Consider the following 15,805-nt stretch of genomic DNA (forward strand, 5'->3'; position numbering starts at 1 on the left):
AGATACAAAATGAAATAGTAGATACGAAATAAAGTAGTAGTTTACTAACCCCTTGGTATTTAATTGGAAAGGATAACAGCATGGCTCACAGTCAACGATTTTTAGATTTATGTAACGAAGCGCGTAAAGTAGTAAAAGAATGCAGTTGTGATGATGTGAAGCAGTGGCAAGACGAAGGTAAGCAATTTGTGCTTGTTGACGTACGTGAAGAAAGCGAATGGGCTGCAAGTCGCATTAGCGGTGCTGAGTACATGGGTCGTGGCGTTATCGAGCGTGATCTTGAAGCAAAATATCCAGCGCTTGATACTTGTATCGTACTGTATTGTGGTGGCGGTTATCGTTCTGCATTATCGGCTGAGTTCATTCAGCGTATGGGCTATACAGATGTTATCTCAATGGATGGCGGTATCCGTGAGTGGAAAATGAAAGATTACCCGATGAGTAAATAGACTGTAGATCTTTGATTATCGAATGAATGTTGTAATCTGAAGTACAACATTCATCTTGTTAGCCTAATATGACTCTGAGAATGGATGACTTTTTTATTCTTCTTATCAGGCTATTGGTAGATAACTTGATTACGGCCATTCGCTTTCGCTTTATATAGGTGAGCATCGGCTTCGGAGAGCATTTCATCAATCGGTTTATTGCCTACGCTGATGCCAATGCTGACCGTTATCTTGATTTCCTCGTCATTGTACTTCATGGTTAACTGCTCAATCTTATGGCGCATTAATTCCAGTTTCGGCACAAAAATAGCGCGGTCGCCATTGCTTTGAATACAGAACTCTTCACCTCCAAAACGAGCCACGATAGCATCTGAAAAATGCGCTTGTAGTTGCTGACTGATGGCAACTAAGACTGTATCTCCACCGTCATGGCCATAGTTGTCATTCACTTTTTTGAAAAAATCAATGTCCAGCATGGCAATACTCTTATCTTCATCACTGCGCGTGTTACTCTGCTGACTAAAGAAGTAGCGTCGGTTCCATAAACCGGTTAGCGCATCTTGATTCGCCATTTTGTAAAGCTTGTCGGAAGTATCTTTCATGTTGAGAATATGATGGATACGACAATAAAGTTCTTCTTGATTAAAAGGCTTATAGAGAAAATCATTAGCACCCGCTTTAAGAAAACGAGCTGTCATTGAGCGGTCACTACTGCCTGATAGACCGAGAATAGCCAGTTGATTCCGATCGAACTTTCGTCGTATCTCTCTGATCATCGTAATACCATCTTTCTTGGGCATATCATGATCTGTGATAATCAAGCTGATATCGGGATGCTGCTGCAATAGTTGAATTGCTTGCTCACCATTTTCAGCTGCGATGACTTGCAGATTTTGTCGTGTTAATAAATGAATTAAATGGGAGCGTACTGTTACAGAGTCCTCAACGACTAGCGCTTTATGACGGCTATTTTCTTGCAGGCGTTGTAATAATGGGATCAGATAGGAGACTGATGATGCGCTGTCTTTTAGCAAATAGTCAATGACACCTTTTGATAATACTTTCTCGCGGATATTATCACTGAAATGAGCGGTTAAAATAATAGCTTGCACACCATAACTCAATACATGTTCGATGATCTCACCGTCATGGCCATCAGGCAGGCAGTAGTCGAGCACAGAGCAAAGAAAATCGCTTTCCTTTGATAGTATCTCGCGTGCTTGGGTTATTGATTCTGCAAATATTACTTGAAAGCCAGCTTGGCTAAGCTGGATATTAAGGTATTTACGAAAAGCTCGGCTGTCTTCAACAACGAGTATTTTGCTGAGCAATTGGATATCCTTATTCCTGTTAACTTCATCATCGTCATGGCTTCAGTTAACTTGTTGAAACCAGTGAGTTATGTCCATATATCGTGATTAATAGAGTCTATTAAACTGATAAAACACTATAGCATTATAATATTACTTATGTTTTACCACCTAATGTATAAATTTAAGGGTTGGTTTCACTTGTTAGGTCAGAGTAGAGCATTGCTTGCGTCATCAAGTAATTGTAGTGATAACGACTGCAAATAATCCATATTTAGTAGCCCGGTATTATATTCTTTTGTTTATTTATGTTGGGGTATTTTTATCTTGCTTGCTAGAACCATTATTGGTTAACTGAACATTCAATTTTAAACGTGTGGCTAGGGGGTTATATGACAATTTATTTTATTAATCACTTTGCGACACGATTATGGCTGCTCTGGAAACCAGAGTAGCAGCTAACTAATTTTGGCGAGGCTACGGGATCTGTAGCCTGCTTTTCGTTTTATTCTACTTATTCCTAGCCTCCATTTTTACCTTGGAGGGGTCATGGAACAGACTAATACCAACATTCAACGCACTATTAAACGAACAATTCAACGAACTATGCGTTCAGCTTTACGTAAGAAACTATCGGACCACAAAATTGGTTTATTGTGTGCATTTTTTGCGACCTGTTTATTTTCAACAAAAGGTATTTTCGTTAAGCTCGCTTATCAATATGGTGTAGATAGCATCACGCTAATGACGTATCGGATGATCTTATCGTTACCTTTCTATATTGCTGTATTTATATGGATGCTAAGGAAAACACCGGCACTCTCGCCATCGATAAAAGCACAGTTTATTCCTGTTATGGGTATTGGCTTTTTGGGTTATTACTTATCGAGTTATTTTGACTTGGAAGGACTTAACTATATTAGCTCTCAGCTAGAACGATTATTGTTATTTACTTATCCAACGGTTGTTGTATTGCTCAGTTGGATTGTGTTTGGCAATAAAATAAGCAAACAAGTTATAGGTGCGCTTATCTTGGCCTATGCTGGAGTATTTGTGCTGTTTTATCATGATTTAGGTAAGCAGGGTGAGGGTGTAATAACTGGTTCTTTATTGGTGCTAACAGCTTGTTTTACCTTTGCTTGTTATCTCTTGTTCAGTAAAACTAAAATTCAGAAATTAGGTAGTTTAGTATTTACCTGCATTGCCATGTTTGGCGCCAGCTTTATGATCTTTGTGCATTTTTCTGTTGCGCATGATATTCAGGATCTGAGTATTCCTCTACCGGTCTTTTTTATATCATTATGGTTAGCGATTGGCTGTACTGTTATTCCGTCGTTTCTAATGAGTGAAGGGATTGCTAGAGTTGGCCCTGAACAAGCCTCGATTGTAGGCGGAAGTGGCCCAGTATTAACGGCACTAATGGCGGTTTTTTTATTGGGAGAAGCATTCACTATTTACCATTTTTTAGGTATGTTGATGGTAATTGTTGCTATTGTTTGGTTAAGTGTTAGAAAATAGCGCATTATCTCTATATGAGTTGGGCATTTACGCCGTTATTGTCTGCAGAGGGCATCTGCTGAGGGTTGTATGGTTAAGGTTAAAGTTTGGGACGGATTTATTCGTGGATACCATTGGTTACAAGTATGCTTGTTATTTGCATTATGGTACTGCGCTGATAATGACGAAATGGAATGGCATTTTGTATTTGGTTATGCACTGTTAGCACTGTGGATAACGCGCTTTATTTGGGGCTTTATTGGTAGTGATACCGCTAAATTTAGTTATTTTATAAAGAATCCAAAAGCATTAATCAGCTATCTTCGCGATAAAAATAAATTTGACCGTGTTAAATTTGGGCATAATCCCGCTGGTGCATGCATGGTGGTATTGTTCTTAGCTTTGATTGTTACTCAGTTATTTACCGGATTAAGTGCCAGTGATGACATTTTATCTGAAGGTCCACTCGCGCAATATTTTTCTGCCGACACAGTGAGCGTGATGACATGGTTACATAGCCTCAATTTTGATTTGTTACTGTGGGCAATTGGCTTACATGTGATTGCTATTTTAGCTTATAAATTGAAGAAACAGCCATTAGTGAAGGCGATGTTTACAGGTTTTGCAGAATACAAATTAGTTAGCTCTATTGTACAACCAACTATGATGAATGGTTTATTGGCTTGGGTCATCTATGCCTGTATTGCAGGTTTGATTTGGTGGCAATGGGGGCATGAAAACTTAGGCTACCTGATTTATTGATCACGGTTATTTAAAATAATACATAAAGTGTATTCTTGCAGACATTAAAGCTAAATTTTCAGCTTTAATGTCTGAATCTTTTAAGCATGTAGCAGTATTGAAATCAGCATCTCCCATTGACCTCTCATTCATCACTATCAATCCTATACTCCTTTTCATGCATGACATTAACGTTCTAATGTCTGATATATCTATTTTCAAGGAGTCGAAATAAATGATAGATGAAATACAATTTTACGAACCCAACGATGATTTTGGTTTTCTGTCTAATTTTGCATTAGCACCAATTAATATCGCAGGGGTGAAATGGCCAAGCAGCGAACACTTTTATCAAGCTCAGAAATTTAGTGACCCACAACTACAGGATGTTATTCGCAACGCACCCACGCCAGATGAAGCATTCCGTTTAAGTCGAGAGTATGCGCAATTCATTAAGTTAGATTGGTTAGATGAACGTGATAATGTTATGCGGGATATCGTACTTGAAAAGTTCAGTCAGAACCCGTCATATGCATATCAACTTGTTGCCACTGGCGAACAAATTTTAACTGAGCACTCCCATAAAGATGCATATTGGGGGGATGGCGGTGACGGTAGCGGGCGTAATGAATTAGGTAAAATATTAATGGCTGTGCGAAATGATTTAGCGCAGCAAACACCTTATAATCTCGTATCTTATGTTGATAGCGCAAAATTGCCGACTAAATTCGGTACATTTCAGATGAATGGCTTTACTGAAAAAGCCACAGGTAAAGAGCACTTAGCGTTAGTGTATGGCAAGATTGATCCCAATGAACCGGTGTTAATTCGTTTACACTCAGAATGTTTAACAGGCGACGCTTTATTTAGTGCGCGCTGTGATTGCGGTTTTCAATTAGCGAAAGCAATGCAAAATATTGTCGCTAAAGGTAGCGGGGTTATTCTCTATTTACGCCAAGAAGGTCGAGGAATTGGTTTATTAAACAAGATTCGAGCTTATCATTTACAAGATGACGGTGCTGATACTGTTGAAGCGAATGAGCGTCTTGGGTTTGCTGCGGATATGCGAGATTACACTTTTTGCAAAGGCATGTTAGGGCATTTAAACATTAATACCGTTAACTTAATGACGAATAATCCCCGTAAGGTTAATGCGTTACTTCGAGCTGGAATTAATATCGCAGAACGCGTGCCACTGCAGGAAGGTAATAACCCTTATAACGCAGACTATCTTAAAACAAAAGCAAGTAAGTTAGGGCATATGTTTGAATCTGACTTTATTAATTAAACAGGTAAATCAACATTGGTTTGTAGGATATTATGCAGGTAACTTATTACAGTTACCTGCATTTTTGCTTTTAAATATAACGATTAATAATGGCGGTCAACGTACCAGAATCAGAGAGTATCGATAACTGCTCGTTAATAAAGCGTTGAATATCGCTATCCATATTTGGGTCAAGTGCTAAGTAAATAGGGTAACTTGGTATTAATGTCGAAAAGTCCTGCAAGTTATAGTTTTGTAGTTCTCGAGACTGTATCTTCAAGTTGTATTTAATACGCGATGTCATTTCAATAAAAACTGCGTCATCGGGCATTTTATCTAATATACGAAAAGCTGCGCCGTAATCTTTAACTCTTAGTTCTTTTATCTGCCCATTATCAATTAATGGTTGTAAGGTTGGGTAATCAAAACCATAAAGCAATACAAATACTTTGTCATCGATATCTTTAATGTCACGATATAAAAAATCAGACTTTGCATTGGTTAATATACTATGACTCACAGTATAAATCGGCATATCAGATAAATTTGCCGCTTGTACTCCACCCCAATCTGGGCTGCCATACGTGATCCAATTTTTTTCACCACCGGCTTCCAATTGTGAAATCATTCGGTTAAACGGGTAGGTATGATAATTCACTGTATAATTTTCAATAAATATACGCGATATAATGTCTGAAACGATACCAGAATGTTTATTGTTTTCAGTGGTTATTTGAAAAGGCATTGCTTGATTTGCAATGACATAGTAATTGATTGGTTCAGCATTTGAGGTAAAACTAACAATACATAGTTGTAGAGTTAACATTATTGAAATAAACCGTTTCATTTTTACTTCCTTATAGTCGTAATTCCGTAGTAGTGTCTATGATTAGATTAGTCGATTAGCAACAGGATGTGAGCTTAAGGATGAATAACGCGACTCTGCACAAGAAAAAAGTAGGTATAGCGAGGCAGTTACTCGTATTGATCATACTTATCAGCTCTTTTTTTACATTACTTATTACTGGACTAAATGTCTACCTTGATTATAAAGAAGATATTTCTGGTATCGAGATACAACTTGATCAGGTAAAGCAGAGCTATTTATCTAGTTTAACAGCCAGTCTGTGGGTTGAAGATCGAGAACAGCTAAACTTACAGGCTGAAGGGATCATGCAACTACCTAACGTTCACTATCTTGAAATTAGAGATGGTAGTGATGTGATTTTACAGTTAGGTAAACCGCTGTCTGAATATCAATACCAAGTGTCTTGGCCGATGCAGCAGGATTTTGGAAGTAAGACCTTTGAACTCGCTACATTTAAAATCCAGGCTGATCTTTACCCTATCTATAAAGGTTTATGGGATAAATTCATTTTTCTATTATTGTCCCAAACAGTAAAAACCTTCATTGTCGCTTTATTTATTCTTTTTGTGGTGTATAAGATAGTTGTTCGACCTCTGACTGAAATGTCAGACTCGGTGAGTAAGTTTGATAGTGATAAATTGCCACAACCGCTAGAGCTAACGCCACGTTCATTTGACGATGAAATCACTAACTTAAACGTCAGTTATAATGCCTCTATTAAGCGTATCCGTCATAATTATCGAGAACTTGAAACGGCCAAACATCAGGCTGAAGACGCTAACTTGAAGAAAAGTGAATTCTTGGCAAATATGAGCCATGAAATTCGAACGCCAATGAATGGTGTTATTGGCACCGCGTCACTGTTGCAAGATATGCCAATGGAACGAGAGCAGAAAGAATTTGTTGATATGCTCTATTCTTCTTCAATTACATTGCTTGATTTAATTAACGATATTCTCGATTTCTCAAAAATTGAATCTGGTCAGTTAATTCTGGCAAAAAATCCACTCAATTTATTTGAACTGTGTAAAGAAGTTGAAGCTAATTTTTCTATTGTCGCAGGGCAAAAACAGATCGGTTTGGTGTGCCACATTGATGAACAAGTGCCTGATATGGTACTTGGTGATATTACACAGTTACGCCAAGTATTAAATAATCTAATTTCTAATGCGATTAAATTTACCGCTATTGGTTATGTGCATTTAAATATTAAACTCATTGAGAAAAAAGACGGCAGTGCAGGGGTGTTATTTCAAGTCATCGATACGGGGATTGGTATTGCAGCTGAAAGTCAGCAAAAGATATTTGAAAAATTCCAGCAAGCAGATGGTAGTACGACGCGTAATTATGGTGGTACCGGACTTGGGCTCGCTATTTGTCGTAGCATTGTTAATTTAATGGACAGTGACATCATTGTTTATAGTAAACCGGGTAATGGCAGCCGGTTTGAATTTACCGTAGATTTTGAATGTATTGATGAGCACTTACTTGGTTCTGACCCCGAGCAAAGCCTAGTCGGATTCTCTATATTACTTGTCGATGACAGTATGTTGAATATGCGTATTACGTCTGCGCAATTGAAAAATTTTGGTGCGACTTCAGTCTCTTGTAATGATCCTTGTTTAGCTAAAACATTTGTACTCGATGCGTTAGATAAAGGTAAGCCTTATGACTTAGTTATTATTGATAAAGTGATGCCACATTTAGATGGATTTACTGTTGCTAAGCAATTGCAGCATGAGTTTGCAGAGCTAACACCAAGGTTAATGCTCATCTCTGCTGATGCACAAGTTGGTGATGATGTATTAGCAAAAGAAGTTGGTATTAAAGCATTTCTTAGTCGCCCATATAAAGCAGATACATTAAAAACAATCGTGCTTAATTTGATGACCAACGACCAATCAGATAAGGCCGGAGCGCGAGAAGAAAAACAGATACCAATTGATGTGATGAAAGTACTGTTAGTTGAAGATACGTTTATCAATCAAAAAGTAACGACCATGATGTTACAAAAACTAGGTATTAAGGTCACTCTGGCCGAAAATGGGCAAATAGCGGTAGACCTGTGCAAAGATGAACAATTTAATTTAATCTTGATGGATTGCCAGATGCCAGTGCTTGATGGCTTTAAGGCGACGGAGGTTATTCGAGAAAGTGAAACTAATGGTCAGCATATCCCTATCGTGGCGTTGACGGCGAACGTATTACAGACAGAGAAAGATAAATGTTTTGCATCTGGTATGGATGATTTTATGGCAAAACCAGTCAGTAAGCAGGTGTTAACCTTAATGCTCCAAAAACATTTATCGCCTTGGTTGGCGAATGCTCCGCAGAAAGAACATATTAATATAAATGATATCGTCTAGTTATCATAATGCAGCGTTGTTGTCGTAAAGGGTTATAAATGGAATAAAAAAGGCGAGCAAATATATTTGTTCGCCTTTTTAGTATTTGGTTTGTGAACTAACGTTATTGATGCACGTTGTTCATTATTTAGATTTGTAATCGCTATGACATGATTTACAGTTTTTAGCTGCTTGGCCAAATGCTTTTTTGATTTGTCCGCGGTTACCTTCTTTTGCAACGTTCGCTAAGTTTTGTGTGTCTTTAGTAAACTTAGCAAATTTAGTTGCGAACCCATCAGCGTCAGTCCAAATCGCAGCTTTGGCTTTCGTATCACCTTCTTTGCTATCAGCAGAACCAAAACCAGTGTGTGCCATTGGTACTAACTGTGCTAATTGCTCTGCGCGAAGTTGGAATTGTGCATCATTCCATTCTTTCTTGCCTTTCACCATATCTGCCATATCAGAAAAGTTGATAGCAATCATTGAAAATGCAGATTGACGATACTTAATATCAGTTTCTGGTTTGTCAAATGTAGCCGCTTGTGCAGTTGTAAACATCATTAATGATGTAATACCAGCTAATTTCAGTGTTTTGCTCCAGAACATATTGCTTCCTTATTTTTATGTTAGGCCATTGTTTAAATGGTTATTATTATATGCTTGATAGTAGCCTATTTTTAGGTATTAGAAAATGTGACGCATTGCATTATTTATTAAAAAATAGTGTGTTAAGTTATTTAGTTCACTTCGGCAGTATTAAATAGCTAAGGAAAGCGTAATGCGAGAAGGTCATATCATGGAACGATCACATCTAATTTTTACTCCCACTGTCATGCTTATTGTTATTTACCTATTCTCTTTTGTTGCTCAAGCGACGCAACTAAAAAATACAGTGTCAACATTAAGTCCAAGTATGGTCGTCGCCCATGTGCAGTCGGGGATGGAGTCTGAATTAATTCGACAAGGTTATGTTACTGAAGCGGATCTGTCGTGGGGGGGGAATAATAAGACTCGGATCGCAGATGTTGATATGACGATTTCAATCTCGCAAAGCAGCCCCTTTATTACATTAGTGAGTCAACAAGGTCTATCAACTGACATTTATCTTGATGAGAGTGAGCTTAATAACAACAGTGACGTAATCGAAAGCTATGAAGCTAATTTCATTAAGAAATTATTGCCTGGTATTAACATTATGGGTGTGATTCTTGATAGAAACGCAACGGATATCAACAATGTCGAAGAGTTTTTAGCAGAGCAAGAGTATAAAGGTGTACGCATTATTTATCATTATATTGAAAGTAGTGCTGAGTTAAGATCTTCGACACGTGAGTTAGCCCCTCAAGTGGATGCAATTTATTTACCTTGCCATATTACTGATATGCCCGAGCTTAATGACATTGTTACCGTTGCCGAACGTAATAATGTGGCTCTGATTGGCGAAGACCATCGCAGTATTGATAAAGGTATATTCGCGGTTTACAACATAGACTACGTGCAAGTTGGCCGAGATACCGCTGATTTACTCGTTCGCTTGGCTGAAAATGGATACACCGATAATTATCTTGCTCAACCAGTACTTTCTCTTAATTTAGACGCAGCTACTCGTATGGGGGTTGAGTTGTCGAGTGAAGTGATTGATAAAGCGAATTATATTATCGAGTGATTTGTGTACTTATCGACTTGAACAGCTGTTTTCGCGACCTGTTCAGGTCAACTTAATCGAATATATTCAATTTTTTTTTATTTAATTCATTTTTCTGCTTGAAGCCTATCATTTCGTCCCCATATTTATTTTCAATCGCAGAGATAACCTTGCAAGGTGCAGGTTATCAGTGACGGAAAAGTTTTTAATAGACTTGAAATATGTTTTCACCGTCACCATCTATTCTGTATCAAATTTGTAAATGAAAGTATTTATTGGAGAATAACGACTATGGGTAAAATCATTGGTATCGATTTAGGTACAACTAACTCTTGTGTATCAATCTTAGATGGCGACACTGCTCGTGTAATCGAGAATGCTGAAGGTGATCGTACTACCCCGTCAATCATCGCGTATACTGCTGATGGTGAAACTTTGGTAGGACAGCCTGCAAAACGTCAAGCTGTTACTAACCCTGAGAACACGCTGTTTGCAATCAAACGTATGATCGGTCGTCGTTTCGAAGATGAAGAGATCCAACGTGATATCAAAATCATGCCTTACCAAATTGTTAAAGCTGACAATGGTGATGCATGGGTTCAAGCTAAAGGCGAAAAGATGGCTCCGCCACAAGTTTCTGCTGAAGTATTGAAAAAAATGAAAAAAACTGCAGAAGACTACTTAGGTGAAGCAGTAACTGAAGCTGTAATCACTGTACCTGCATACTTCAACGATTCACAACGTCAAGCAACGAAAGATGCTGGTCGTATTGCTGGTCTTGAAGTTAAACGTATTATCAACGAACCAACTGCAGCTGCATTCGCATATGGCGTAAACACAGCTAAAGGCGATAGCGTTGTTGCTGTATACGACCTTGGTGGTGGTACATTCGATATCTCAATCATCGAAATTGATGAAATGGATGGCGAAAAGACGTTTGAAGTACTAGCAACTAACGGTGATACTCACCTAGGTGGCGAAGATTTCGATACACGTCTAATCAACTACCTAGTAGAAGAATTCAAAAAAGAACAAAACTTCGACCTAACAAACGATCCGCTAGCAATGCAACGTCTTAAAGAAGCTGCAGAAAAAGCGAAAATCGAACTATCTTCAGCACAACAAACAGATGTAAACCTACCTTACATCACTGCTGATGCATCAGGTCCTAAACATTTAAACATCAAAGTTACACGTGCTAAATTAGAATCTCTAGTAGAAGACCTAGTTAAAGCAACGATGGAACCACTACGTATTGCATTACAAGATGCAGACCTAGCTGTTGGTGACGTAAATGACATCATTCTAGTTGGTGGTCAAACACGTATGCCTATGGTTCAAGCGGCTGTTACTGAATTCTTCGGTAAAGAAGCACGTAAAGACGTTAACCCTGATGAAGCAGTTGCAATGGGCGCAGCGATTCAAGGTGCGGTACTTTCTGGCGACAAAACAGACGTACTTCTTCTAGACGTTACACCTCTATCTCTAGGTATTGAGACTATGGGTGGTGTAATGACTAAGCTTATCGAGAAAAATACAACTATCCCGACTAAAGCATCACAAGTATTCTCAACAGCTGAAGATAACCAAGCTGCTGTAACTGTTCACGCAATCCAAGGTGAGCGTAAACGTGCTGCAGACAACAAATCACTAGGTCAATTCAACCTAGAAGGTATCCGTCCTGCACAACGTGGTATCCCACAAATCGAAGTTGCATTCGACATCGATGCTGATGGTATCTTACACGTATCTGCAACTGATAAAGATACTGGTAAAGAACAAAAAATCACAATCCAAGCGTCTTCTGGTCTTTCTGATGAAGAAGTAGAAGCAATGGTACGTGATGCTGAAGCAAACTCTGCTGAAGATGCTAAATTCGAAGAGCTAGTACAAGCACGTAACCAAGCTGATGCAATGGTTCACGGTACTCGTAAGCAAATCGAAGAAGCTGGCGAAGCACTACCTGCTGACGAAAAAGAAAAAATTGAAGCTGCAATTGTTGAACTAGAAGAAGCAATTAAAGGCGATGACAAAGAAGCAATTGAAGCTAAAACTCAAGCGCTAATGGAAGCCGCTCAAAAATTGATGGAAATTGCTCAACAGCAAGCTCAAGCACAACAAGCTGGCGCTGAAGCTGGTGCTGAACAGCCAAAAGAAAAAGACGTGGCTGGTGATGTTGTTGACGCTGAGTTCGAAGAAGTGAAAGACGACAAAAAATAATAACGCCTGAGTTATTAGTTTTTAAATAGCAAAGGCGTTGGTGCTGCACCAACGCCTTTCGTGTATCTAAATTATTTCAATTTAAGCTGATTATTATGTCAAAACGCGATTTTTATGAAGTGCTAGGTGTATCACGCGACGCTAGCGAAAAAGATGTTAAAAAGGCCTATAAACGCCTTGCAATGAAGTATCACCCAGACAGAACCAAGGGTGATAAAGCGATGGAAGAGCAATTCAAAGAAGTTAAAGAAGCTTACGAAGTGCTAAATGATGCACAGAAAAAAGCGGCTTATGACCAATATGGACATGCAGGCGTAAATCAACAAGGTGGTCACGGCGGTCAAGGCGACTTCGGCGATATCTTTGGTGATGTATTCGGTGATATCTTTGGCGGCGGAGGCGGCCGTGGTCGTCAGCAACGTGCTGCACGTGGTAGTGATCTGCGTTATAACATGGAACTTACACTTGAAGAAGCGGTTCGTGGCGTAAGCAAAACGATCCGTATTCCTAGCCAGTGCCACTGTGAAGTGTGTAATGGTTCAGGTGCTAAATCAGGCAGTAAAGCAACAACTTGTAGCACGTGTCATGGCCAAGGCCAAGTACAAATGCGTCAAGGTTTCTTTGCTGTAAACCAAGCTTGCCCAACGTGTCATGGCAAAGGGAAAATCATTAAAGATCCTTGCCGTAAATGTCATGGTGAAGGCCGTTACGAACGTAGCAAAGATCTAAAAGTAACAATCCCTGCAGGTGTTGATACTGGCGATCGTATTCGTCTAACAGGCGAAGGCGAAGCGGGCGATATGGGTGCTCCAGCGGGTGACCTTTATGTTCAAGTAAGTGTGCGTCAGCATGCGATCTTTGAACGTGATGGCAGCAACCTTTACTGTGAAGTGCCAATTAGCTTCACATATGCAGCTATTGGTGGCGAAATTGAAGTACCAACTTTAGATGGTCGCGTTAAATTAAAAGTACCTGCTGAAACACAAACTGGTCGCATGTTCCGTTTACGCGGTAAAGGCGTTAAGTCAGTTCGTGGTGGCGCTACGGGTGATCTACTTTGTAAAGTAACACTTGAAACGCCTGTTAAGCTAAATGCTGAACAAAAAGAATTGCTACAACAGTTCGATGCATCATTAAATAATGCATCAGCAAAGAAACATAAGCCTAAGTCTGAAGGTTTCTTTGATGGCGTTAAAAGCTTCTTTGATGATTTAACTAAATAATTCAGTCAGCTTATTGATTTAGCTACTCTATTTATTAGTCGTTCTAAGCCGTGATTTTAATCGCGGCTTTTTTCTATCTGTCATTTTATTTACCAGTCAAACTAACACCTGTCCTGTAACTTATTGAAACTCTATTTTGCCTAATTAACTACCACTTAATGGTAGTGAGTTGCGGATGTGTGATTGATTACACAGATATAGCTTAGTTAAATACCATTGTCTTGATTAAACTATTAGTATTAATAATTTATAAAATTTTTATGGATTAACTTACTGTTATTTAACGGTTGTGGAGATGGAATGTATTACGGCTTTGATATTGGTGGTACTAAAATAGAGTTTTCGGTATATAACACCGCACTTGAATGTGTTTTTAATGAACGTATTCCTGTTCCTGCTGAAGACTATGAGGAACTGCTTGATGCACTTGATAAATTTATTTTTGAAGCTGATAAACAGTTTGAATGTAAAGGCTTAGTCGGTATTGGCTATCCCGGTGTAATGGATTCTGAGACGAATACATTGGTGTGTTCTAATTTACCAAGCCTGCATGGTCAAAATTTACAGAACGACTTAGAAAAACGTATTGGTCGAGATGTAAAAGTTCAAAATGATGCGAACTGTTTTGCATTGTCAGAGTGCTTCAGAGGCGCTGCTGAAAATGCAGATGTTGCGATTGCAGTGACATTAGGTACTGGTGTCGGTGGTGCTATTTGTATTAATAAAACAATTTTGTCAGGGCATAACTTCGGTGCTGGTGAATTTGGACACATGGCTATACCGGGTACCATGTTACAACGTCACCCTGAATTACCTGTGACTCACTGTGGTTGTGGCGGACATTCTTGTTTAGAAACGTATTGCTCTGGAACAGGACTTGCTGCCTTATACAAATTTTATAAGCTTCATATCGATGGATCATGCAGTGAAGAACAAGCCCTCAAAGGCCCAGATATTATTGCCGCGTATAATGCGAATGAAGCTGTTGCGGTGAAAACTATTTCTGTATTTTTAGATATTCTCGCTTCTGCATTAGGTAATCTGATGATGATCCTCGATCCGGATGTGATTGTTTTTGGTGGCGGTTTAGCGCGTTTTGATGCGTTATATACGAAGTTGCCAGAACAAATTAAAGCTTATGTATTTAGCAATATGAAGATACCGGCGTTAAAACAAGCTGAATTTGGTGGTGAAGGCGGTGTTCGTGGCGCTGCGCTACTGAATTATAAATAGTCGTTTTAATGCGGTTTGACGGGGGAATATAAATTAAGGCATTTTTTTTTATTCTCTCCCTTGTTTTTAAATAAATCGCCCATACCTAGTTATTTAAGCAACACAGTAACTGTGTTTATCATTAAGAATTATGGAAGTTTAATTATGTCTGAATTTGCAACAAGTGAACAAAAAGGTAGTTACGGTATTGGTCTTCAAATGGGTCAACAGCTTGCTGCTAACCCTTTCGAAGGTCTAGACATTTCAGCTGTTCAAGCTGGTCTTGCTGATGCGTTCGCTGGTGCAGAAAGCAAAGTTAGCAACGAAGAGCTAAACCAAGCTTTCCAACTAATCCATGAGAAATTAGAAGCTGAAAAAGCTGAAAAATCAAAAATCTTTGCTGCTGAAGGTGAAAAGTTCCTAACTGCAAACGCAGAGCGTGAAGAAGTTACTGTAACTGAGTCTGGTCTACAGTACGAAGTTATCGCACGTGGCGACATCGAGCAAAAGCCTACTGCAGCATCTACAGTACGTGTTCACTACCATGGCATGCTAACTGACGGTACTGTATTCGACAGCTCTGTTGAACGTGGTCAACCTGCTGAATTCCCAGTTGGCGGTGTTATCGCTGGTTGGACTGAAGCACTACAACTAATGAACGTTGGTGATAAATTTAAACTATCTATCCCACACAACCTTGCTTATGGCGAACAGGGCGCAGGCGCTGCAATCGGTCCATTCCAAGCACTAGTATTTGAAGTAGAACTATTAGACATTATCTAATCAGTCCCATTACAGACTAGTTAAACGCCTTGTTTATAGCAATATGAACAAGGCGTTTTTTATGTCTAAAATATGCTTTCAGTTAATCTTTTGGCATTACATCACTATACGCTACGCTTTTTCTTTAGTTGTTAAATCTTAGATTGGCACTACCTATAAAGGTATAAATTAATAGTGTGGTTGAGATAATTGCTGCTGAGCTATTATTATTTAGGTAAGATGTTTTTTGATTTAGATCAATTATG

Annotated in this window: 13 protein-coding genes; 10 read left to right on the plus strand and 3 right to left on the minus strand. The window is 38.9% G+C overall.

The features are described from left to right. Nucleotides 1-80: 80 nt before the first annotated feature. Entirely contained in the window at nucleotides 81-449 is a 369-nt protein-coding gene (locus HWV00_RS04020; protein WP_211684852.1) for a rhodanese-like domain-containing protein, read from the plus strand. 110 nt (nucleotides 450-559) lie between these two features. On the opposite strand, the gene HWV00_RS04025 is transcribed toward HWV00_RS04020, so the two are convergent. Beyond that, nucleotides 560-1,780 (minus strand): response regulator, encoded by a 1,221-nt coding sequence (locus HWV00_RS04025; RefSeq protein ID WP_211684854.1) that lies wholly within the window; start codon nucleotides 1,778-1,780, stop codon nucleotides 560-562. A 528-nt stretch (nucleotides 1,781-2,308) separates the two neighbouring features. On the opposite strand from HWV00_RS04025, the gene HWV00_RS04030 reads away from it, so the two are divergent. The 3 genes from HWV00_RS04030 (at nucleotide 2,309) to ribA (ending at nucleotide 5,285) form a co-directional block, all read left to right on the plus strand. Further along, nucleotides 2,309-3,277: a DMT family transporter gene (locus tag HWV00_RS04030; protein ID WP_211684856.1), complete on the plus strand. Its 969-nt coding sequence runs from the start codon at nucleotides 2,309-2,311 to the stop codon at nucleotides 3,275-3,277. Between the two features lie 69 nt (nucleotides 3,278-3,346). Further along, on the plus strand, nucleotides 3,347-4,018 hold the full coding sequence (locus HWV00_RS04035) for a cytochrome b/b6 domain-containing protein (RefSeq protein ID WP_211684857.1): 672 nt from the start codon (nucleotides 3,347-3,349) through the stop codon (nucleotides 4,016-4,018). A 214-nt stretch (nucleotides 4,019-4,232) separates the two neighbouring features. Next, nucleotides 4,233-5,285, plus strand: a complete 1,053-nt coding sequence (gene ribA, locus HWV00_RS04040) for a GTP cyclohydrolase II (protein WP_211684859.1) — start codon at nucleotides 4,233-4,235, stop codon at nucleotides 5,283-5,285. Between the two features lie 70 nt (nucleotides 5,286-5,355). On the opposite strand, the gene HWV00_RS04045 is transcribed toward ribA, so the two are convergent. After that, entirely contained in the window at nucleotides 5,356-6,111 is a 756-nt protein-coding gene (locus HWV00_RS04045) for an ABC transporter substrate-binding protein (RefSeq protein ID WP_211684861.1), read from the minus strand. A gap of 80 nt (nucleotides 6,112-6,191) precedes the next feature. Here HWV00_RS04045 and HWV00_RS04050 point away from each other — a divergent pair, with 80 nt between their 5' ends. Continuing rightward, a complete protein-coding gene (locus HWV00_RS04050; RefSeq protein ID WP_211684862.1) occupies nucleotides 6,192-8,498 on the plus strand; it encodes a response regulator in 2,307 nt (768 codons plus the stop codon). Nucleotides 8,499-8,621: 123 nt separating this feature from the next. On the opposite strand, the gene HWV00_RS04055 is transcribed toward HWV00_RS04050, so the two are convergent. Then, complete coding sequence (locus HWV00_RS04055) at nucleotides 8,622-9,083, minus strand: cytochrome c (protein ID WP_211684865.1); 462 nt, start codon at nucleotides 9,081-9,083, stop codon at nucleotides 8,622-8,624. A gap of 172 nt (nucleotides 9,084-9,255) precedes the next feature. Between HWV00_RS04055 and HWV00_RS04060 the strand changes: the two genes are divergently transcribed. From HWV00_RS04060 to HWV00_RS04080, 5 genes are all read left to right on the plus strand, one after another. Next, nucleotides 9,256-10,143 (plus strand): ABC transporter substrate binding protein, encoded by an 888-nt coding sequence (locus HWV00_RS04060; protein ID WP_211684866.1) that lies wholly within the window; start codon nucleotides 9,256-9,258, stop codon nucleotides 10,141-10,143. A 270-nt stretch (nucleotides 10,144-10,413) separates the two neighbouring features. Continuing rightward, the gene (gene dnaK, locus HWV00_RS04065; RefSeq protein WP_211684868.1) at nucleotides 10,414-12,342 is read left to right on the plus strand and encodes a molecular chaperone DnaK; all 1,929 of its coding nucleotides are present in this window, start codon (nucleotides 10,414-10,416) and stop codon (nucleotides 12,340-12,342) included. Nucleotides 12,343-12,437: 95 nt separating this feature from the next. Next, a complete protein-coding gene (dnaJ, locus tag HWV00_RS04070) occupies nucleotides 12,438-13,565 on the plus strand; it encodes a molecular chaperone DnaJ (RefSeq protein WP_211684870.1) in 1,128 nt (375 codons plus the stop codon). 300 nt (nucleotides 13,566-13,865) lie between these two features. Next, a complete protein-coding gene (locus tag HWV00_RS04075) occupies nucleotides 13,866-14,798 on the plus strand; it encodes an ROK family protein (RefSeq protein WP_211684872.1) in 933 nt (310 codons plus the stop codon). A 144-nt stretch (nucleotides 14,799-14,942) separates the two neighbouring features. Next, nucleotides 14,943-15,560, plus strand: coding sequence for an FKBP-type peptidyl-prolyl cis-trans isomerase (locus tag HWV00_RS04080; protein WP_211684873.1), 618 nt, complete (start codon nucleotides 14,943-14,945; stop codon nucleotides 15,558-15,560). Nucleotides 15,561-15,805 lie beyond the last annotated feature (245 nt).

The sequence above is a fragment of the Moritella sp. 24 genome, assembly GCF_018219155.1.
In the GTDB taxonomy this organism is placed as follows: Bacteria; Pseudomonadota; Gammaproteobacteria; order Enterobacterales; family Moritellaceae; genus Moritella.